The sequence below is a fragment of the Methylobacterium persicinum genome (assembly GCF_022179525.1).
Taxonomy (GTDB): Bacteria; Pseudomonadota; Alphaproteobacteria; order Rhizobiales; family Beijerinckiaceae; genus Methylobacterium; species Methylobacterium persicinum.
In genome coordinates, this window is the sequence record NZ_BPQX01000037.1 from 244,802 (window position 1) to 264,916 (window position 20,115).

The window sequence follows — 20,115 nt, forward strand, 5'->3', positions numbered from 1 at the left end:
ACCCTTCCGCCATAAGCCGCCCACCCGCGACGGGGCGCCCCACCAGGGCGCCCTTCGTGTTTGCGAGACATGCAGGACGCGTGAAGGTCGGGAGCGGCATTGCCGCCCGCGAGCGCGCCTCGACCTTTGAAGGCCAATCGTCATGAAGAGAACCTATCAGCCGAGCAAGCTCGTCCGGAAGCGTCGCCACGGCTTTCGCGCCCGGATGGCGACCGCTGGTGGCCGCAAGGTGCTGGCCCGTCGCCGCGCCCACGGCCGCAAGCGCCTGTCGGCCTGAGCCGGGCGGGTCATCCCCGCCGCCGCGTGATGAACGCGGCCCCTTCTGCGGGCATTGAAGCCGGGATCGAACGGTCGATGGCGACGATCGAACGGCTCAAGAAGCGGCCCGATTTCCTGGCCGCTGCCGCGGGCCGCCGCTACCATACCGAGCGGATGACGGCGCAGGGCATCCTGCGCTCCGGTGAGGCCGACGGCCTTCGCCTCGGCTTCACCGTTACCAAGCGTGTCGGTCATGCCACCGAGCGCAACCGAATCAAGCGGCGCCTCCGGGCCGCCGTGACCCATGTCGCCGCCGCGTTGCCTCCCGATCTGGCAGGCCGCGCCGCCGACATCGTGCTCGTCGCCCGTCGCCCCGCCCTGTATGCGGACTTCGCGACGCTTGCCGACGACCTCCGTCAGGCTATCCCCGCGGTGACCCGTCCCGGCAAGGCCGGTGCGGGCGATGCCGGCGGCCGATCCAAATCCTCATCCCCCCGAAGCGGAAAGCGTCCCGCCGCGCCGCCTGCTTCTCCGAACAAGTGCGTTGGTGTCCCCGATGGGCAATGACAAGACGAACATGTTCGTGGCCATCGGCCTGTCGCTGCTGGTGCTGCTCGGATGGCAGTACTTCGTGGCCGGGCCGCGCCTCGAGCAGCAGCGCCTGATCGAGGCTCAGAACAAGGCGGCCCAGGCCCAGGCCCAGCCGCCGGGCGTGACCCCGGATGGCGTGCCCTCGGCTTCGCCGAAGGAGGGCGGACCAGCCGCTCCGGCGGCCGGCACCGCCCCGACTCCTCCGGGTGGACCGATTTCCCGGGAGGCCGCCCTGGCGCGGGGTCAGCGGGTCACGATCGAGACCCCGGCCCTCTCCGGTTCGATCAACCTGAAGGGCGGTCGCATCGACGACGTGTCCCTGAAGAATTACCACGAGACCATCGACCCCAAGAGCCCGGAGATCGTGCTCTTCTCGCCGGCCGGCACCGAGACGCCGTACTATGCGGAGTTCGGCTGGGTCGGCGCCAACGCCGGCAAGCTTCCCACCAGCGACACGGTCTGGACCGCCGACGGCAAGACCCTTGCCCCGGGGATGCCAGTGACCCTCACCTGGGACAACGGCGAGGGCCTGACGTTCAAGCGCATCGTCGCCGTGGACGACAAGTACATGTTCACCATCCGCGATTCGGTGGAGAACAAGGGCGCCAACGCGGTCACGCTCTATCCCTACAGCCTCGTGTCCCGCTGGGGTAAGCCACACACCCAGGGCTACTACGTCCTGCACGAGGGCATGATCGGCTACCTCGGCGACGACGGGTTGCAGGAGATCACCTACGACAAGCTCGCCAAGGAGGGCGCCTATGGCGGCGCCAATACCAAGGGCCGGGCCTACAGCAACGTGACCGGCGGCTTCCTCGGCATCACCGACAAGTACTGGGCCGCCGCCGTCATTCCTGAGCAGAACGCGCCCTATACCGGCGCCTTCACCGACCGCACCGACGGCAGCACCAATGTCTACCAGGCGAGCGCCCGGGGAGACGCGGTGAACCTCGCGGCCGGTGCGTCGGCCCAGACCACCCAGCGCCTGTTCGCCGGCGCCAAGGAGGTCAACCTCATCAACGCCTACCAGAAGGATCTCGGGATCCGGCACTTCGATCTGATGATCGATTGGGGCTGGTTCTGGTTCATCACCCAGCCGATGTTCCGGGCTCTGGACTTCATCTACCATGTGGTCGGCAACTTCGGCGTGTCGATCCTGGTCGTCACCTTCTGCCTGAAGCTGCTGTTCCTGCCGATCGCCAACCGCTCCTACGTCTCGATGGCCAAGATGAAGGCCGTCCAGCCGGAGATGACCTCGATCCGCGAGCGCTACAAGGACGACAAGGTCAAGCAGCAACAGGCGATGATGGAGCTGTACAAGAAGGAGAAGATCAACCCGGTGGCCGGCTGCTGGCCGGTGCTGATCCAGATCCCGGTCTTCTTCGCCCTGTACAAGGTGCTGTTCATCACTATCGAGATGCGGCACGCGCCGTTCTTCGGCTGGATCCACGACCTCGCGGCGCCCGATCCGACTAGCATCGTCAACCTGTTCGGCCTCCTGCCCTTCACGCCCCCGGAATACATCCCGATTCACCTGGGCGTGTGGCCGATCATCATGGGCATCACGATGTTCGTGCAGATGAAGATGAACCCCGCGCCGCCGGACCCGGTCCAGGCGCAGATCTTCACCTTCATGCCGATCATCTTCACCTTCATGCTCGGCTCGTTCCCGGCCGGACTGGTGATCTACTGGGCGTGGAACAACACCCTGTCGGTCCTTCAGCAATACGTCATTATGCGCCGCAACGGCGTGAAGGTGGAGCTATGGGACAACCTGCGCCGTACATTCAGGCGTGGCGCGAAGGGATCCGCCAAGCCCGCAACAACCAAGGGCTGACGTGAACACGACGGACGTCACCGACGACGAGAAGGCCGGCCTCCTCGAGGCCGGCCGCCTGCTTTTTGCCGGCAGCGCGGACTTCTACGCGGCCGCGCAGACCCTCGACCGGTTGCCGCCGATGGAAGGCATCGAGATCGCCTTCGCCGGGCGGTCCAATGTCGGGAAGTCGAGCCTCATCAACGCCCTGACCGGCCGCAACACCCTGGCGCGGGTGTCCCACACCCCGGGGCGGACGCAGCAGCTCAACTTCTTCAAGGTGGCCGACCGGATGTCCCTGGTGGACATGCCGGGCTACGGCTACGCGGCGGTGGAGAAGGCCAAGGTCGAGGCCTGGACCCAGCTGATCCATTCCTACCTCAAGGGCCGCGCAAACCTTGCCCGTGTGTTCGTGCTCATCGACTCCCGGCACGGACTGAAGAGCATCGATACCGATATCCTCGACGGGCTCGACAAGGCCGCGGTGAGCTATCAAGTGGTCCTGACCAAGGGCGATTCCCTCAAGAAGGCGCAGATCGAGGCCCGCCTCGCCGGCATCCGCGAAGCCCTGTCCAAGCGGCCTGCCGCCTACCCTGAAATCATCCTCACATCGAGCCGGGACGATCTTGGCGTGGCGGATCTGCGCGCCGCCGTCGCCCGTCTGCTGGCCGAGCGCGGGGCATGAGGCTGGCACCGATTGAGCGGGGTCTTGGCGCCTTCGCCTGCCTCTGCGGCCTGCTCGGTGTCGCTGCGAGTGCCGCTGCTGCTCACATCGCCGGTGCGGATTCACTGAAGATCGCCGCGCAGTTTCTGCTGTTCCACGCCCCGGCGATCCTCGCTTTGGTGGCGCTCGGCGCGGGCGGATTGGTGCGGGCGCCCCTGGCGCGGTTGGCAGCGGGGCTCATTGCCATCGGTCTATGCCTGTTTTGCGGCGATCTCGCCTTGCGCGCACTCGCCGGCCACGCCCTGTTCCCGATGGCCGCCCCAAGCGGCGGCTTCGCGCTGATGGGCGGATGGCTGGTGGGGATGGCGGCGCTGCTCATCCCTGCTGAACGCTGATCGTCATTCCGCGCCCAGCGAAGCAATCCAGGGATGCGCGTCGCCTGAAGACGTCCCGCTGCCCTGGATTGCTTCGCTTCGCTCGCAATGACGGAGAGGGTTCTGGTCAGCGGCTCGTGGGCACGGCCTGCCTGTCCGCTATCGCAGCCGAGTACAGGGCGGCGGCGTCCTGATGCAGGGCGGCCCGGGAGGCGCTGCGGAAGTAGAACATGTGCCCGCCGGGATAGACCGACAGCCCGAGGCGCCCGCCGCCATAGGGGGGCACCTGCGAGAGTTCGAGCTTCGACGCAAAATAGGGGGTGACAAGATCGGTCGCGCCGTGCGCCACGAGGACCCTCAGTTTGCCATCCAAGGAGAGGGCACCCTTCAGGTTCGAGAGCACCTCAGGGGCCTGCCGTCCCGATCCCCAGGTCCAGCCCCGGTTGACCGCGGTGTTGAGCAACTCGTAGCGCTGGTTCGGCACGGGCCATTTCAACGTGCGGGCGTAAAGGTCGAGCATCGCACTGGTAAGGGGCGCCTGCAGGGCCGTCAGTTGCGGATCTTCGAAGCCCGAATGGAGTGAGTCGGGATCGGGGTCCCAGCCGGTGATGCCGGTGTCGTAGAGGCTCGTCACCCGGCCCGCGGACTTGTCGAGTTCCCGTTGGACGCCCCGGCTCGACGGGCGCCCAGCCTGCCGGCGGAGGAAATCCCGGTCGAGCCCCGTAAGCCCCGCGAGGCGGTCGGTGATCCGGCCGACGGCGTCCGCATCGCCGGGCCCCTTCAGCAAATCCGCGAGGTAGGAGCCCGTCGCATACTCTTCGGCCGGCGCGAGGGCACTTTGGCTCGGCGTCTGGCCGCTGCGCTCCAGGCCGGTGGCGGCCAAGGAGGGCAGGCGCAGCACGAAGCTCCACGGATCGGTGCGCGGCCGCTCCAGCCACGCGAAATCGAGCACCGGCGAAAGTAGGACCATTCCGGACAGGCCGACGCCGATCTCCTCCTGAAGCTTCCCGGCAATCAACGGTCCGCGGAATCCGCCGTAGCTCTCGCCGACGTAGAATTTTGGGCTCGCCATGCGGCCATTGACCCGGAGGTATCGCGCGATGACCGCTGCCAGGATCGACGCATCAGTATCCACCGACCAGTATTTCTTCGCGTCCCCATCGGCGGCCCGGCTGTAGCCGGTGCCGACAGGATCGATGAACACGAGATCGGTGAAGTCGAGCCATGTGCCGTCATTCGGAACGAGGCCGACATCCTGCGACGGGCTGATGCTGTTCTTGCCAATCGGCAGTCGCCAGGGGCCGATCGCGCCGATGTTAAGATAGGCCGAGGCCGCGCCGGGACCGCCGTTGATGGCGAAGGTGATCGGCCTCTCGCGCCCGTCGTCTGCAGGCCGCGTGAAGGCGATGTATCCGATCTCCGCCTGAAGCTTTCCTCCCTCATCCACGAGGGGCAGGCTGCCCGCAGTCGCGGTGAATTCCAGCTTGCGCCCGTCGGGCAGGGTCACCGTCTGATCGGTCATCGAGTCCGGCGGCAGGCGTCGCCCCTCCGGACCTTGCGGACGGGTAGGCTGCGGGCGCTCGGGCCCCCCGTGATGGCCTTCTTGTGCCGCCAGGGGCAGGGTGAGGCCGAGGAGCATGGCGGTCGCGAGGCGGCCGGCTCTGATCGCGTTCATGACGGGCATCACGCCTTCTTGTTCCAGCGGCCGGATTCGTCCTGCTGCCAATAGGCCACCGTATGGCCCGCCTCCTTGGCCTGCCGCCACTGTTCCCGGGCGCGCAGCAGGGCGTCCTGATCCGTCCCGTCGAACAGGACGCAAATTCGGGCGTACTCGGCCGCATCGGCCGGCAGGTCTGCGCCCTCCACGAGGAAGCGGATCGAGGCGCCGTTCGGGTTGACGTCGCGCAGGGTCAGGACGACCGGCTGGGCCGCCTGGTTGGGCTCACGGTCGGTGGCGTGCGGCAGGAAGCTCTCATCGGTATAGGTCCAGAGCTGGTCGTCGAGGGCGGAGAGCCGTTCCTCGCTCGCCGCCTGGATCGCCGCCTGCCAGCCACGGTCCAGCGACCGCTCCACAAGGGTCGGCAGGACCCGTTCGAGGGGCTGGTGCTGGAGATGGTAGAAGAGAATCTCTGTCACGGTACAAGGGAGATAGGGCCCGGAGCCCCGAACGCGAAGGGCGGTGCCACTGTCGCATGCCCCCCCGTCCCGTGGGAGTCATGGCGAAGGCCGGGTTGGGGGCGGCTTGTCCGGGCCATCCCCTTCATCCCGAGAGCTTGACCGGAAAGGTCGCGACGGCGCCCCCTCCGCGCGCACTGTCATTGCGAGGAACGAAACAATCCAGGGACGCTCTACAGTCGAGAGCGTCCCTCCCGTCCCTCCATTGCTTCGCTGCACTCGCAATGACGGGTTTGGTAAAGGCGTGGCCTCAGACCAGGCGGCTCTGCTCGATGGCCGCGCCGACGAAGCCCTTGAACAGCGGGTGCGGCTCGAAGGGCCGGGACTTCAACTCCGGATGGAATTGCACCCCGATGAACCAGGGGTGGCCGACATGCTCCACCGTTTCCGGCAGCAGCCCATCCGGCGAAAGGCCGGAGAAGCGCAGGCCCTTCGCCTCTAGCCGCTCCCGATAGGCCATGTTGACCTCGTAACGGTGGCGGTGACGCTCGGAGATCTGGTTCGAGCCGTAGATGCTCGCGATCTTCGACTCGGGGTCGAGATGCGCCTCGTAGGCACCGAGCCGCATCGTGCCGCCGAGGTCGCCCTCGGCCCGGCGGCGCTCCAACTCGTTGCCGCGCAGCCACTCCGTCAGCAGGCCGACGACCGGCTCCGAGGTCTCGCCGAATTCGGTGGAATTCGCTTCCGGGATCCCCGCCAGGGAACGGGCGGCCTCGATCACCGCCATCTGCATGCCGAAGCAGATCCCAAGATAGGGGATCTTTTTCTCACGGGCGTAGCGGGCCGCGCGGATCTTGCCCTCGGCGCCCCGCTGGCCGAACCCGCCCGGTACGAGGATGCCGTTCAGCCCTTCGAGGAACGGGGCCGGGTCCTCCCGCTCGAACACCTCAGCCTCGATCCACTGAAGGTTCACCTTCACCCGGTGGTTGATACCGCCATGGGTCAGGGCCTCGATCAGCGACTTGTAGGCGTCTTTCAGCCCCGTGTACTTGCCGACGATGGCGATGGACACCTCGCCCTCGGGGTTGCGCACCCGCTCCGCGATGGTCCGCCACCGGGCGAGGTCCGGCTCGTCTCCATGCTCCAGGCCAAAATGGCCGAGCACCTCCCGGTCGAGGCCGGCTGTGCGGTAGGAGAGGGGCACCTCGTAGATCGAGGCCACGTCCCGGGCCTCGATGACCGCCGTTTCGCGCACGTTGCAGAACAGGGCGAGCTTACGCCGCTCCTCCACGGGGATCGGCCGGTCGCAGCGGCAGAGCAGGATGTCCGGCTGGATGCCGATGGACCGAAGCTCCTTCACGGAGTGCTGCGTCGGCTTCGTCTTCAGCTCGCCCGCACTTGGGATGTAGGGGAGCAGCGTCAAGTGGACGAAGGCGGTGGTGCCCCGGGGAAGTTCCTGCCCCAGCTGGCGAATCGCCTCGAAGAACGGGAGGCCTTCGATGTCGCCCACCGTGCCGCCGATCTCGACCAGCACGAAATCGAAGGCATCGTTCCCCTCGAGGACGAAGTCCTTGATGGCGTTGGTGACGTGGGGGATGACCTGGATCGTCGCGCCCAGGTAATCGCCCCGCCGCTCCTTGGCGATGATGTCCTGATAGATGCGGCCGGTGGTGATGTTGTCGGCCCGGGAGGCAGGCACCCCGGTGAAGCGCTCGTAATGGCCCAGATCGAGGTCGGTCTCGGCGCCGTCGTCGGTGACGAAGACCTCGCCGTGCTGGGTCGGGCTCATCGTGCCCGGATCGACGTTCAGGTAGGGGTCGAGCTTGCGCATCCGAACCCGGTAGCCCCGGGCCTGAAGCACCGCTGCGAGGGCCGCCGAGGCGAGCCCCTTACCGAGGGAGGAGACCACGCCGCCGGTGATGAAAACGTACCGCGTCATGGGCCTCGATCCATAAAGAAGGCGACCGCATTTGCCAAACGGTCAGCGCGGGCAAAGCGGCAGTGGCTGGGGATGGCACGCAGAACGTCCGCGGATCCGGGACCCGCGGGCGCGATCGTGCAGAGGAGGGCGGCGCGCAGGCCGTGGACGGCCTGCGAAGACGTTAGCGCGACTGCGGAGCGGGCGGCGGGCCGGATTCCGGAGCGGGCTGCGCCGGTGCCGTCTCCGGCGTGCGATCTTGCGCCTTGCGCAGCGTGTCGAGGAGATTGTCCGCCCCCGCCGGGGCGGTGCCAGCCGGCTTGGCAGGCGCGCCGGGCACGGCGGCGCCGGTATCGAGGATCGACTTCGGTCCCGCCGCGCGATGCGACATCACCGCGAGCGTCAGGCTCGTCACGAAGAACATGGCCGCGAGGATCGCCGTCGCCCGGGTGAGGGCGTTGGCCTGCCCCCGGCCGGTCATGAAACCGGCGACGCCCCCGCCACCGCCTCCACCGAGACCGAGGCCGCCCTCCGACCGCTGGAGCAGAACGACGCCAATCAGCGCGAGGACGATGAGGAGGTGAACGACGATCAGGACGGTTTGCATCGGGGATCCGGTCTTCGCTCGCCCGCGCCGACCGGGGTAGGTCTAGGCACGGACGCCGGGCGGCGTCCGGCGCCGCACCATCGAGGTCTCCGGGGCCTTACACCATGCGGCGCCCTGCGCCAACCGCGCCCGGCGCAGGGCGGCTTCCCCATGCCTTAATAGCGGTCCGGGACATGCATCTCATCCGGGATCGGCGCCCGGAGATAATCGGCGTGCCGCACGCGCTCCGGCAGGTGGACGGGCGGATGCTCGACTTCACCATAGGGGATCTGGCCCAGCAGGTGGCTGATGCAGTTCAGGCGGGCGCGCTTCTTGTCCACGGCCTCGACCACCCACCAGGGCGCCTCGGGAATGTGCGTGCGGGCCAGCATGTCTTCCTTGGCGCGGGTGTAGTCCTCCCAGCGCCGCCGTGATTCGACATCCATTGGCGAGAGCTTCCACTGCTTCAGCGGGTCCATGATCCGCATATTGAAGCGCAGGGCCTGCTCCTCGTCGGTGATGGAAAACCAGTACTTCAGGAGAATGATGCCGGAGCGCACCAGCATGCGCTCGAATTCCGGCACCGATCTGAAAAATTCCTCGACATCGGCCTCGGTGCAGAAGCCCATCACCCGCTCGACGCCCGCCCGGTTGTACCAGGAGCGGTCGAACAGCACGATTTCGCCCGCGGCCGGGAGATGGGACACGTAACGCTGGAAATACCATTGCGTCCGTTCGCGCTCGTTCGGCGCGGGCAGCGCGGCGACCCGGCAGACCCTGGGGTTGAGCCGCTGGGTGATGCGCTTGATGACGCCGCCCTTGCCCGCTGAATCGCGACCCTCGAAGATGACGACCACCCGCAGCTTCTCGTGCTGCACCCAGTCCTGCAGGCGGACGAGCTCGTGCTGCAGCCGGAGCAATTCCCGGAAGTAGAATCGCCGGTCGAGCTCCCCGTGGGCGCCGGGGACGCCGTCGATCGTCTCGAGGCGCTTGTCCTCCAACTCCTGTTCAAGCTCCTCGTCGTAGCTGTCGAGGAGCTCACGGCGGATCATCTCCACGAGAGCGGGAGGGGCGGAGCTGAAATCCTCGGACATCGGTCGCTCTCGGTCGGGATGGGACCCGCCTTCAAGACCAAGTCAGTGTGACAGTCATGCGAAGGTCGCGTCGCCCATGCACCGTTGCACCGGTCCGAGAAGATCCTGCAGGCCTGTGGAACGCCCGGGCCGCGATGCCGCCTCGTCAGGCGTAGGCGGCGCAGATCCCCAGGAAATCTTCGGCCACGAGGCTCGCACCCCCCACCAGCGCCCCGTCGACGTTGTCCAGGGACAGGATCTCGCGGGCGTTGCTCGGCTTCACCGAGCCGCCGTAGAGAATGCGGATCTTCCGAGCCTCGTCGCCCGCAAGCTTGTCCAGCATCTCGCGCAGGGACGCGTGGACTTCGGCGATGTCCCGCGGCGTCGGCGTGCGGCCGGACCCGATCGCCCAGACCGGCTCGTAGGCGATCACCGTGTCGGCCGCCGTCGCGCCCTTCGGAAGCCCGATGGCAAGCTGCGCGCGGACGATATCCAGGGCGCGACCCTGTTCGCGCTCCTCGATGGTCTCACCGACGCATATGATACCGCAGAGCCCCGCCCGGCGGGCTCCCAGCGCCTTGGCGTGGACGCCGTCATCGGTCTCGTGGTGGTAGGCGCGCCGCTCGGAATGGCCGACGATGACGTACTTGGCCCCGAGATCCGCAAGCATCTCGGCGGAAATCGAGCCGGTGAAAGCACCGCTCGTCCGGGCGTGAAGGTTCTGCCCGCCGATGGCGATCGAAGAGCCGTAGGTCGCCGCGACGCAGGACCCGATGAGGGTCGACGGAGGGCAGATCAGCACATCGATCCGGGCAGCGAGGTCCGGCGATAGGTTTTCGCGGATCTGCTCCACCACCGCGATCGAAGACCGCGTGCCGTTCATCTTCCAGTTGCCGGCGACCAGGGGCCGCCGCCCGCCCTGCGTCATCCCTCGCCCCGCTCCGTCACCGTCGAATGATCCGGCGGCCGTACCAGAGCCAGCTTGGGCGTGCAAACCGTCTGCCGGCAAATTCACCGTGGTTGTCTACCCAACCCCGTATCCTGCCGCAGCGGGGGGCGCTCAAGCCTTTGCCTCATGGCGGGAATGGTCTATCGCCACGGGCGACACAGCTTTTCCCAAACCGGCGTTTTCCAAGACACACCATGCTGCAGGGCATCCGCGCCGCCTCCGAGCACTGGCTCGGCAAGATCGTGTTGGCGATCATCTTCTCGCTGCTGCTGTTCGGCATCGGCATCTACGGTGTCGAGGACCTGATCCGCGGCGGAAGCAGCAATGCCGTCGCGACGGTCGGCAGCACGCAGATCTCGACCGAGCAGGTGCGCCACGCTTACCAGAATCAGCTGGAGCGCTATCAGGTGCAGCTGAAGCGGGCGCTGTCGCCCGAACAGGCCCGGTCGCTCGGGCTCGACCGGCAGGTGATGTCGCAGCTCATCACCGAGGCTGCCCTGGACCAGAAGACGAGGGATCTCGGCCTCGCTGTGCCGGACAGCGCCGTGCTCCGGGCCATCCACGAGGAAAAGTCGTTCCAGAACGAGCAGGGCCAGTTCCAGCCGCAGCTCTTCTACCAAACCCTGCAGCGCGCCGGCCTCAACGAGGGCATGTTCGTACGCGAGCAGCGTTCCGTCATCGCGCGGATCCAGCTCGCGGAGGCCGTATCCGGCAACCTGACCGTCCCCGTCGCCCTGCGCGAGGCCGTGCATCGCTACACGACCGAGCGGCGGGCGGTGTCCTTCCTGTTCCTGTCGCCCTCGGATGCCGGGCAGATCCCGCCGCCGGGCGAGGACGAGCTGAAGACCTGGTACGAGGCGAACAAGGAGCGCTTCCGGGCGCCCGAATACCGGGGGGTGAACTTCCTCGTGGTCGATCCCGATGCCGTGGCTCAGACCATCACGATCAGCGACGAGGACGCCCGCAAGGCCTACGACCTGAACAAGAGCCGCTACGGCACGCCGGAGAAGCGCACGATCCAGCAGATCGTGTTCCCCGACGCGGCCTCCGCGCAGGCTGCCCGCACCGAGATCGAGAACGGCACCAAGACCTTCGAGCAGGTGGCCGAAACCCGGGGCACCAGCGGCCAGGAATTGAGCCTCGGCACGTTGTCCAAGGACGAACTCTTCGACAGGGCAGTGGCGGATGCGGCCTTCGCCCTGCCCGAGGGCGGCGTCAGCCAGCCGGTGAAGGGCCAGTTCGGCGAGGTCCTGCTCCGGGTCACGAAGATCGATCCGGGTACCGTGAAGTCGTTCGACGAGGTGGCCGGCGAGATCCGCAAGACCTTGGCGCTCCAGCGGGCCCGGGACAAGATCGACGACATCCGCGACGCCATCGAGGATCAGCGCGCCAGCGCGAAGCCCCTCTCCGACATCGCGGCCGACCGCAAGCTTCCCCTCGTGGCTGTTCCGGCGATCGATGCCCAGGGCAAGGCGCCGGACGGCGACCGCGTCACCACCGTTCCCGATGCGGACACAACCCTCCCGGCCGTGTTCCGTGCAGAGATCGGCGGCGACAACGAGCCCCTGCGGACCAAGGCTGGCGGCTTCATCTGGTACGATGTGACGAAGATCGATCCCGCACACGACAAGCCCTTCGATGACGTGAAGGAGGCGGCCAGATCCGGCTGGATGTCCGCCGAAATCGCCAAGCGCCTCCAGGCCAAGGGGCGTGAACTGGTCGAGAAGCTCGACAAGGGCGAAACGATCGAGGCTGCGGCCAAGGAGGTCGGCGTCAATCCGCAGGAGACGTCGGACCTCTCCCGCAACCAGCCCAAGGACATGCTCACCGCCGACGTCGTGAACCTCATCTTCGCGACGCCGGTCGGGAAGGCGGGAAGCGCCGCGTCCGGGGTGTCCCGCGCCGTCTTCAAGGTCACGTCCGCCACCGTGCCCGCCTTCGTGCCGGACAGCGCCAGCGACAAGACCGTCACCCAGAACTTCCAAGGGGCCATCGCCGACGATGTGCTGTCGCAGTACATCGCCGACGTTCAGAAGAACGCGGGTGTGAAGGTCGATCAGGCGGCTCTTCGCAAGGTCTTTGGCGGCGAGTACTGATGTCCGACCTGCCCGACTTCGACGCCTTCCGCGTCGCCTACGAGGCGGGCCGGCCAAGCCTGCTTGAGATCGCCCTGGTGGCCGACCTCGAGACGCCGGTCGCGGCTTTCATGAAGCTGCGCGCCCGTCATCCCGGCGCCGCCTTCCTCCTCGAATCGGTCGAGGGGGGCGCCGTCCGCGGGCGCTACTCGATGATCGGGCTCGATCCGGACTTGGTCTGGCGCTGCCGGGACGGCGCCGCCTCCCTGGCCCGCATGCCCGATCTGACCGGGTTCGAACCGGATCCGCGCCATCCCCTCGCGAGCCTGCGGGCTTTGATCGCCGAGAGCGCCATCGGCCCCGACGAGGATCGCGACCTGCCGCCCATGGCGGCGGGCCTCTTCGGCTATCTGGGCTACGACATGGTCCGGGCGATGGAGCGGCTGCCGGCCCCGAATCCCGATCCCCTCGGGGTGCCGGACGCGATCCTGCTGCGCCCGCGGCTGATGGTGGTGTTCGACGCCGTCAGGGACGTCATCACCGTCGTGACACCCGTGCGCCCGGCGGAGGGTGTGCCGGCGCGGGCCGCCTACGAAGCCGCCCTGGCACGGATCGACGGGGTCGCCGCCGCCCTGGAGGAGCCGTTGCCCATCGAGGCGCGGGTCGATCTCGCCACGGTCGCCGCGCCAGAGCCGGTGTCCAACACCTCGCCGGAGGAATTCGCCGGTCTGGTCGCCCGCGCGAAGGAGTACATCGTCGCGGGGGACGTGTTTCAGGTCGTGCTTTCGCAGCGGTTCGAGGCGCCGTTCACGCTTCCTGCCTTCGCCCTCTACCGCTCCCTGCGCCGGACCAACCCGGCGCCGTTCCTATGCTACCTCGATTTCGAGGGTTTCCAGATCGTCTGCTCGTCGCCGGAGATCCTGGTGCGCGTGCGCGATGGGGTCGTCACCGTCCGCCCGATCGCCGGCACCCGGCGCCGGGGGGCGACGCCGACGGAGGACAAGGCGCTGGCCGAGGAACTCCTGGCCGATCCCAAGGAGCGGGCCGAGCACCTGATGCTCCTCGACCTCGGCCGCAACGATGCCGGGCGGGTTTCCCGCATCGGCAGCGTGCGCGTCACCGACCAGTTCTTCATCGAGCGCTACAGCCAGGTGATGCACATCGTCTCGAACGTCGAGGGCGACCTCGACCCGCGGCACGATCCCCTCGACGCTTTGGCGGCCGGCTTTCCGGCGGGCACCGTCTCGGGGGCGCCGAAGGTGCGGGCGATGGAGATCATCGACGAATTGGAAAAGCAGAAGCGCGGCCCCTACGCCGGATGCATCGGCTATTTCGGGGCGGGCGGCGAGATGGACACCTGCATCGTGCTCCGCACCGCGGTGGTGAAGGACGGGCGGATGCACGTCCAGGCGGGGGCCGGCATCGTCTACGATTCCGATCCGGCCTCAGAGCAGCAGGAATGCGTCAACAAGGCGAAGGCGCTGTTCCGCGCTGCGGAAGAGGCGGTTCGCTTCGCGGCGCAGGCGAAGCGGGGGCAGTGAGTGGCCCGGCCCCGCGCCGGTTGACCCACTCGCGCCGAACCGCCAAACCGCGAAGAGGTTCGGATCCGTGCCATGGCCAAAGTCCTCGTCATCGACAACTACGACAGCTTCACCTTCAACCTCGTCCACCTGATCGGGCCGCTCTGCGACTCGATCGAGGTGGCGCGCAACGATGCTCTCTCGGTGGCCGACATCCGGGACAGGGCGCCGGACGCCCTGGTGCTCTCGCCCGGCCCGTGCAGCCCCAACGAGGCCGGCATCTGCCTCGACGTCGTCCGGGAACTGTCGGGAGAGATCCCGATCTTCGGCGTGTGCCTGGGCCTTCAGGCCATCGGGCAGGCCTTCGGCGGTGACGTGGTGAGGGCGCCCCTTCCCCTGCACGGCAAGGTCTCGACCATTCGCCACGGCGCGAAGGGCCTTTTCCGGGGCATCAACGACAGCTTCGAGGCGACGCGGTACCATTCGCTCGTCGTCGACCGGGCGACCTGCCCCACGTCGCTCGCCGTCACCGCCGAAGCGGACGGGCTCATCATGGGACTTCAGCACGGCGAGTTGCCGGTGCACGGGGTGCAGTTCCATCCAGAGAGCATCCGTTCCCAGCACGGCGCCGAAATCGTGAAGAACTTCCTCGATCTCGCCCGGGCATGGAACGCAGGGCGTGACAGGGCCGCCGCCGCCGTGCATTGACGCCGCGGCACCGCCACCCCGCGACGAATCCGATGGACAGCTTCAGACCGCTCCTCGCCAAGGTCGCCGGGGGCCAGACCCTCGAACGTGCCGACGCGCGCGCGGCCTTCGACCTGCTGTTGTCCGGGGAGGTCACTCCCGTCCAGGCGGCCTCGTTCCTCACGGTGCTCAAGCTTCGCGGCGAGGCGGTGGAGGAGATCGTCGGCGCCGCGGAGGCGATGCGGGCGCGCATGATCCGCGTGACGGCGCCGCCGGAGGCGGTGGATGTGGTCGGCACCGGCGGCGACCATTCGGGCAGCGTCAACGTCTCGACCCTTGCGGCCATCCTCGTCGCCGCCTGCGGGGTCCCCGTCGCCAAGCATGGCAACCGGGCGGCGACATCGCGGTCCGGAGCAGCCGACGTGCTGGCCGCCCTCGGCGTGACGATCGGGCTCGATCCGGCGGGGCAGGAGCGCTGTCTCGCGGAAGCCGGCCTGTGCTTCCTGTTCGCCCAGACCCATCACGGCGCCATGCGCCACGTGGCGGCCGTGCGGGCGGAACTGCCGGTGCGCACGATCTTCAATCTCCTCGGGCCCCTCTGCAATCCGGCGGGCGTCACCCGGCAATTGTTCGGCGTCGCCGACGGCGCACGTGCCGAACCGCTGACCCGGGTGCTGGCCGAACTCGGCAGCCGCCGGGTCTGGACCGTGCACGGCTCGGACGGCCTCGACGAGATTACCGTGACCGGCCCTACGGGCGTCGTGTCCCTGGAGGACGGGCGGATCGAGCGCTTTAGCATCGACCCGCGCGATCTCGGGCTGACGCTCTGGGCGCCGGAGGAGTTGCGGGGCGGGGATCCGACCCACAACGCCAAGGCGTTGGAAGCGGTCCTCGCCGGGGCACGAAACGCTTACCGGGATATCGCGGTTGTCAACGCGGGGGCGGCCCTCGTCGTCGCGGGGGCCGCGCAGACCCTGGCGGAAGGGGTCGGGCGGGCGCAGGATGCCGTCGATTCCGGTGCAGGCCGCGCTACCCTCGCGCGGCTGGTCCACGTGTCGCAATCATGCGCGTTCGGGCAGGAGAGCCGATGACCTCGCTGACGCAAGAGGCCGCTCCCGAAGCGCCCGAGCGGCCCAACGTTCTCGCGCGGATCGAAGCCTATAAGCGGCGGGAGATCGCCGAGGCGAAGCTGCGCATTCCCCTGGCCAAGCTCGAGAAGAAGGTGGCGCAGGCCGATCCGCCCCGGGGCTTCGCCGCCGCCATCCGGACGCATCGCGCCGAGGGTCGTACGGCCCTCATCGCGGAGGTGAAGAAGGCCTCGCCCTCCAAAGGACTGATCCGCGCGGATTTCGATCCGGCGGCCCTGGCCGAGGCCTACGAGGCCGGCGGGGCGACCTGTCTGTCGGTGCTCACGGACGAGCCCTCCTTCCAGGGCAAGGCGGACTATCTGATCGCCGCACGGAAGGCCTGTCGCCTGCCGGTGCTGCGCAAGGACTTCATGTTCGAGCCCTATCAGGTCTACGAGGCCCGGGCCTGGGGCGCGGATTGCATCCTCGTCATCATGGCCTGCCTCGACGACGACGAGGCCGGCGACTTGGTGGCGACCGCTCACGAGCTCGGCATGGATGTGCTGGCGGAAGTCCATGACGAGGCGGAGCTGGCCCGCGCCCTGCCGCTCGGCACGGCCCTGGTCGGCGTAAACAACCGCAATTTGAAGACTTTCGAGGTGTCGTTCGACAACGCGCTGCGCCTGAAGCCCGGCATCCCCGACGACCGGATCGCCGTGGCCGAGAGCGGCATCGTCAGCCATGCCGACGTCGAGCGGCTTGCCGCGCACGGCCTCGACACGGTCCTCGTCGGCGAGAGCCTGATGCGGCAGGCCGACGTGGCCGCGGCCACCCGCGAACTTCTCTTCGGTGCCGGCAAGGGCAAGGCCGGCGCATGAGCGGCGGCCTCACCCATCTCGACGCGGCCGGCGCGGCCAACATGGTCGATGTCACGGACAAGCCGGCAACGACCCGGACGGCCCGGGCGGAAGGCCGCGTGGTGATGCTCGCCGAGACCCTGGCCCTGATCCGGGAGGGCGATGCCAAGAAGGGGGACGTCATCGGCACGGCCCGCCTCGCCGGCATCATGGCCGCCAAGCGGACCCATGAACTGATTCCCCTTTGCCATCCGCTCCTGCTGTCGAAGGTGAAGGTGGAATGCGAGGAGGACGCCTCGCTCCCCGGCCTTCGGATCACCGCCGAGGTGCGGGTCCAGGGGCCGACCGGCGTGGAGATGGAGGCGCTCACAGCCGTCTCCCTCGCCTGCCTCACCGTCTACGACATGGTGAAAGCGGTGGACCGGGGCATGCGCATCGAGGGGATCCGCCTGCTCGCCAAGGATGGCGGCCGGTCCGGCGCCTACCGGGCGGACGTTTAGGAGGTCCGGTCGATGAACGGTCTGATTCCCGTCGCCGAGGCTCTGGCGAGGGTTCTGGCGAGCGTCCGCCGTCCCGTGGAGGCCGAGACCGTGCCTCTCGTCCAAGCCGCCGGGCGGGTCCTGGCGGCGCCAATCGTCTCGAACCGGACGCAACCGCCCTTCGCCGCCTCCGCCATGGACGGCTACGCCGTGCGGGCGGCGGATGCCGGTACGGTCGGCGCCGCGCTCCGCCTCAGTGGCACCAGCGCAGCCGGCCACGGCTTCACGGGCATGGTCGGCGCGGGCGAAGCCGTGCGGATCTTCACTGGCGCGCCTGTCCCCGAGGGTGCCGACGCGATCCTCATCCAGGAGGATGCCGACGCGGAGGGGGAGACGATCCGGGTCCGCGAGGCGGTGGAGCCCGGCCGTTTCATTCGTCGCGAGGGGCTGGACTTTGCATCGGGCCAGACTTTGTTGAATGCGGGTCTGTCGCTCGACGCCCGCCGCCTCGCCCTGGCGGCAGCGTCCGGGCATCCGGCCGTGGAGGTTCGCCGCCGCCCGAGGGTCGCGATCCTGGCGACGGGTGACGAGTTGGTGGAACCGGGCGCGACCCCCGCCTGGGACCAGATCGTCGCCTCGAACAGTCTCGCCCTCGCCGCCCTCGCGGAGGAAGCAGGGGCGGAGGCGATCGACCTCGGCATCGCCGCCGACGACCACGCAGCCCTGGAAGCAGCCTTCCGCCGGGCCAGGAATGCGCAGGCGGACCTCCTCGTCACCCTCGGCGGAGCGTCCGTGGGCGACCACGACCTAGTCCAGGCCGCCCTCGCCCGGGAGGGCCTGGAGCTGGGGTTCTGGCGTGTCGCCCTGCGGCCGGGCAAGCCGCTGATGCATGGCCGCCTGGGCGACATGCTCGTGATCGGGCTGCCGGGGAACCCGGTCTCCTCCATCGTGTGCGGCCTGCTGTTCGTCGTTCCGGCGATCCGGTCGATGCTCGGCGATCCGCAGGCCCGCGCGGACCGGAGCGAGCCGGCGATCCTGGGCCGCGATCTGCCGGCCAATGACGGTCGGGCCGACTACATGCGCGCGAGCCTCGCCGTCGAAGGGGGCCGGCTCCCCGTGGTTACGCCTGAGAACCGGCAGGATTCCTCGATGCTCGCAGTGCTCGGCCGCTCGGAGGCCCTCCTCGTCCGCGAGCCCCACGCCTCCGCTGCCACGGCCGGAGACCCGTGCCGGATCATCCGCCTGGACCGGCGCTTGGTGTGAGCCCGCCCGTCACGCCGTTCAGGGCGTGACCCGCCAGACCTTCACCGCGCCCTGCAACGGTTCCGGCCGCAGCCAGTCCGCCGACGCCGTGCCTTGGGCGAGGCGGGTGGCGAAGGCGGTCTCGGGTTGGAGATCGTCCGCCGGCCGGGCCCGGCAGGAGACGACGTAGGCCACATGGCGCTGCGTCAGCACCCGGCGCAGGTCGGCCTCGGTTCCGCCGAGCCCTTCGAGGGAGGCCGCGATCTCCGGCACCGCCCGGTGATAGGGTGCCGCGATCACCGAATGCGCCGTATGGAGCAGGATCGCCGGACCCATGAAGACGGGCGCCAGGACGGCACCGGGGGGCAGGGATGCGAGGCCCTGGAGGGCGTCGTCAGTCAGGCAAGCCTTCGCCTTCTGCGGATCGGCAGCGGTCCGGGTCCAGGGGAACAAAGCCTCGCCGAGGGCAGCGGGGGCGATCCAGATGGTGCTGACGAGGCCCGCGGCGAGGGCGGCCTCACCCCACCGCCGCCGCGAAGGCCGCTGCGCCGCATGGGCGAGCACGCGTTCGATGAAGGCGGCGGCGACGAACGGGACGAGACCGCTGGCGACGTAGATCCCGCGGAACTCCACCAGCCCGAGGATCAGGCCGGGCCAGAGGAAGGCCGCGGCGACGAGCCAGGGTCGGCCGCGCAACGCGAAGCGGGATGCCACCAGGGTCGCGATGAGCAGCACCGGGTAGAACGCCAAAGCCTCCCATTGCCCCCGGGCGATGAACGTCCGGGCGCTCGTCATCTCGTTGACCTTGAGCAGCCAGTGCTCCCGGACGAGGTCGGACATGCCCGTGAACGGCCCCGCGAGGCAGATCGAGAAGAATGACGCGAAGCCCGCGACCAGCGCCGCCCCTAGGATGGCAACCACCGCGAGGCGATCGACCTTGCCCCTCGACCGCCGGCCCCACCCGGCGCAGGCGAGGGTCAGGCCGCAGCCTCCGCAGGCGAGGTACAGCCAGGGCGGCGAGAGGGCATCGCAGGCGGTGGCGCCCCAGCGCCCAGGATCCGTCTGCCCGGCGAAGAGCAGCGGCGCGGCGAGGCCGAGGCCCAGGCCGAAGCCGGTTAGGGTCGCCGAGGCCGGCCGCCCGCGCAGCACCCAATCCCCGGTGAGAAGGAGTGCCGCTACGGCGATGTAAGGCAGCCCTTCCAGCCCCACGGCGAGGGATGCCGCCGCCAGCGCACCGCCCGCAAGTCCGGCCCTGAAGCCGCCTTGCATGATCGTGAAGGCGAGGCCGAGGACGATCGTCAGTTGCAGCCCGTGGTGATCGACCCGCCCGGCGGCGAATTGCACCGCGATGCCCACCGTTTGCGTCGCGATTACCAGCGCGAGGATGGCCGCGCGGGTGCCGAAGGTCCGCCGCGTCCCCCCGTACAGGACGACGCCGTATACGCAGAACAACAGCATCGGCCAGAACGCGGCGGCGATGCCCATCGCTATGGGATGCCCGAACAAGGGCGCGAGGAGCAGGATCAGCCCGGCCATGGGCGCGTCCACCAGCCGCGACCAATGGCTCAGGATGCCCGAAGGCGGGCCAAACCGGTGCTGGACGAGGTCGTACCAGCCCTGACCGTTCACGAGATCGCGGACCTGCGCGAGGCGCATCGCGTCGTCGGGGTCGGGCACTTGGAGATGGTGCAGCGTCGCGGCCACATCGGCCGGCGCGTTCATGGTCGCGAGGCCGAAGCAGGCGAACAGCCACAGCAGCGTGGTCGGCTGGATCCGTGCCGCCGGCACGGAGGCCAGCGGGGCCTGATCCGGCATGATCGACATTCCCTACCGGGCGCGAAGGT

19 protein-coding genes are annotated in these 20,115 nt (G+C 68.7%); 12 read left to right on the forward strand and 7 right to left on the reverse strand.

From position 1 onward, the window contains the following. The first annotated feature begins 142 nt into the window (after nt 1-142). The 5 genes from rpmH to MFF22_RS17305 all read left to right on the forward strand — a co-directional run bounded on the left by rpmH (nt 143) and on the right by MFF22_RS17305 (nt 3,724). Nucleotides 143-277: a 50S ribosomal protein L34 gene (gene rpmH / locus MFF22_RS17285; protein ID WP_238205808.1), complete on the forward strand. Its 135-nt coding sequence runs from the start codon at nt 143-145 to the stop codon at nt 275-277. Between the two features lie 77 nt (nt 278-354). Further along, complete coding sequence (gene rnpA / locus MFF22_RS17290) at nt 355-825, forward strand: ribonuclease P protein component (protein WP_238250216.1); 471 nt, start codon at nt 355-357, stop codon at nt 823-825. Beyond that, nucleotides 815-2,686 carry a membrane protein insertase YidC gene (gene yidC, locus MFF22_RS17295; RefSeq protein WP_238250218.1) on the forward strand — a complete coding sequence of 624 codons (1,872 nt, stop codon included), beginning with the start codon at nt 815-817 and terminating at the stop codon, nt 2,684-2,686. The genes rnpA and yidC overlap by 11 nt, the downstream gene beginning before the upstream one ends. Nucleotide 2,687: 1 nt before the next feature. Beyond that, nucleotides 2,688-3,350 (forward strand): ribosome biogenesis GTP-binding protein YihA/YsxC, encoded by a 663-nt coding sequence (yihA, locus tag MFF22_RS17300; protein ID WP_238250220.1) that lies wholly within the window; start codon nt 2,688-2,690, stop codon nt 3,348-3,350. Further along, nucleotides 3,347-3,724 (forward strand): DUF423 domain-containing protein, encoded by a 378-nt coding sequence (locus MFF22_RS17305; RefSeq protein WP_238250224.1) that lies wholly within the window; start codon nt 3,347-3,349, stop codon nt 3,722-3,724. Before yihA ends, MFF22_RS17305 begins: the two co-directional genes overlap by 4 nt. Nucleotides 3,725-3,830: 106 nt before the next feature. Here the strand turns inward: MFF22_RS17305 and MFF22_RS17310 are convergent, their stop codons facing one another. The 6 genes from MFF22_RS17310 to tpiA all read right to left on the reverse strand — a co-directional run bounded on the left by MFF22_RS17310 (nt 3,831) and on the right by tpiA (nt 10,323). Next, nucleotides 3,831-5,387, reverse strand: coding sequence for a S10 family peptidase (locus tag MFF22_RS17310; protein ID WP_370877510.1), 1,557 nt, complete (start codon nt 5,385-5,387; stop codon nt 3,831-3,833). Then, nucleotides 5,387-5,839 carry a DNA polymerase III subunit chi gene (locus MFF22_RS17315; protein ID WP_238250227.1) on the reverse strand — a complete coding sequence of 151 codons (453 nt, stop codon included), beginning with the start codon at nt 5,837-5,839 and terminating at the stop codon, nt 5,387-5,389. The genes MFF22_RS17310 and MFF22_RS17315 overlap by 1 nt, the downstream gene beginning before the upstream one ends. Before the next feature lie 289 nt (nt 5,840-6,128). Further along, nucleotides 6,129-7,757, reverse strand: a complete 1,629-nt coding sequence (pyrG, locus tag MFF22_RS17320; protein ID WP_238250229.1) for a CTP synthase — start codon at nt 7,755-7,757, stop codon at nt 6,129-6,131. A 163-nt stretch (nt 7,758-7,920) separates the two neighbouring features. Then, the gene (gene secG, locus MFF22_RS17325; RefSeq protein WP_238250230.1) at nt 7,921-8,343 is read right to left on the reverse strand and encodes a preprotein translocase subunit SecG; all 423 of its coding nucleotides are present in this window, start codon (nt 8,341-8,343) and stop codon (nt 7,921-7,923) included. Nucleotides 8,344-8,498: 155 nt separating this feature from the next. Further along, entirely contained in the window at nt 8,499-9,416 is a 918-nt protein-coding gene (gene ppk2 / locus MFF22_RS17330; protein ID WP_238250231.1) for a polyphosphate kinase 2, read from the reverse strand. Nucleotides 9,417-9,561: 145 nt separating this feature from the next. After that, entirely contained in the window at nt 9,562-10,323 is a 762-nt protein-coding gene (gene tpiA, locus MFF22_RS17335; protein WP_238250232.1) for a triose-phosphate isomerase, read from the reverse strand. 215 nt (nt 10,324-10,538) lie between these two features. Between tpiA and MFF22_RS17340 the strand changes: the two genes are divergently transcribed. From MFF22_RS17340 to MFF22_RS17370, 7 genes are all read left to right on the forward strand, one after another. Beyond that, on the forward strand, nt 10,539-12,440 hold the full coding sequence (locus tag MFF22_RS17340; protein WP_238250233.1) for a peptidyl-prolyl cis-trans isomerase: 1,902 nt from the start codon (nt 10,539-10,541) through the stop codon (nt 12,438-12,440). Then, nucleotides 12,440-13,960 carry an anthranilate synthase component I gene (trpE, locus tag MFF22_RS17345; protein WP_238250234.1) on the forward strand — a complete coding sequence of 507 codons (1,521 nt, stop codon included), beginning with the start codon at nt 12,440-12,442 and terminating at the stop codon, nt 13,958-13,960. The genes MFF22_RS17340 and trpE overlap by 1 nt, the downstream gene beginning before the upstream one ends. Nucleotides 13,961-14,032: 72 nt before the next feature. Continuing rightward, a complete protein-coding gene (locus MFF22_RS17350; RefSeq protein ID WP_238250235.1) occupies nt 14,033-14,647 on the forward strand; it encodes an anthranilate synthase component II in 615 nt (204 codons plus the stop codon). Between the two features lie 32 nt (nt 14,648-14,679). After that, nucleotides 14,680-15,717 carry an anthranilate phosphoribosyltransferase gene (gene trpD / locus MFF22_RS17355; RefSeq protein ID WP_238250238.1) on the forward strand — a complete coding sequence of 346 codons (1,038 nt, stop codon included), beginning with the start codon at nt 14,680-14,682 and terminating at the stop codon, nt 15,715-15,717. Then, entirely contained in the window at nt 15,714-16,571 is an 858-nt protein-coding gene (gene trpC / locus MFF22_RS17360; protein ID WP_238250240.1) for an indole-3-glycerol phosphate synthase TrpC, read from the forward strand. The genes trpD and trpC overlap by 4 nt, the downstream gene beginning before the upstream one ends. Beyond that, entirely contained in the window at nt 16,568-17,050 is a 483-nt protein-coding gene (gene moaC, locus MFF22_RS17365; RefSeq protein ID WP_238250241.1) for a cyclic pyranopterin monophosphate synthase MoaC, read from the forward strand. The genes trpC and moaC overlap by 4 nt, the downstream gene beginning before the upstream one ends. 12 nt (nt 17,051-17,062) lie before the next feature. After that, the gene (locus MFF22_RS17370) at nt 17,063-18,292 is read left to right on the forward strand and encodes a molybdopterin molybdotransferase MoeA (protein WP_238250242.1); all 1,230 of its coding nucleotides are present in this window, start codon (nt 17,063-17,065) and stop codon (nt 18,290-18,292) included. 18 nt (nt 18,293-18,310) lie between these two features. On the opposite strand, the gene MFF22_RS17375 is transcribed toward MFF22_RS17370, so the two are convergent. After that, the gene (locus MFF22_RS17375) at nt 18,311-20,086 is read right to left on the reverse strand and encodes a hypothetical protein (RefSeq protein WP_238250244.1); all 1,776 of its coding nucleotides are present in this window, start codon (nt 20,084-20,086) and stop codon (nt 18,311-18,313) included. Nucleotides 20,087-20,115: the final 29 nt, after the last annotated feature.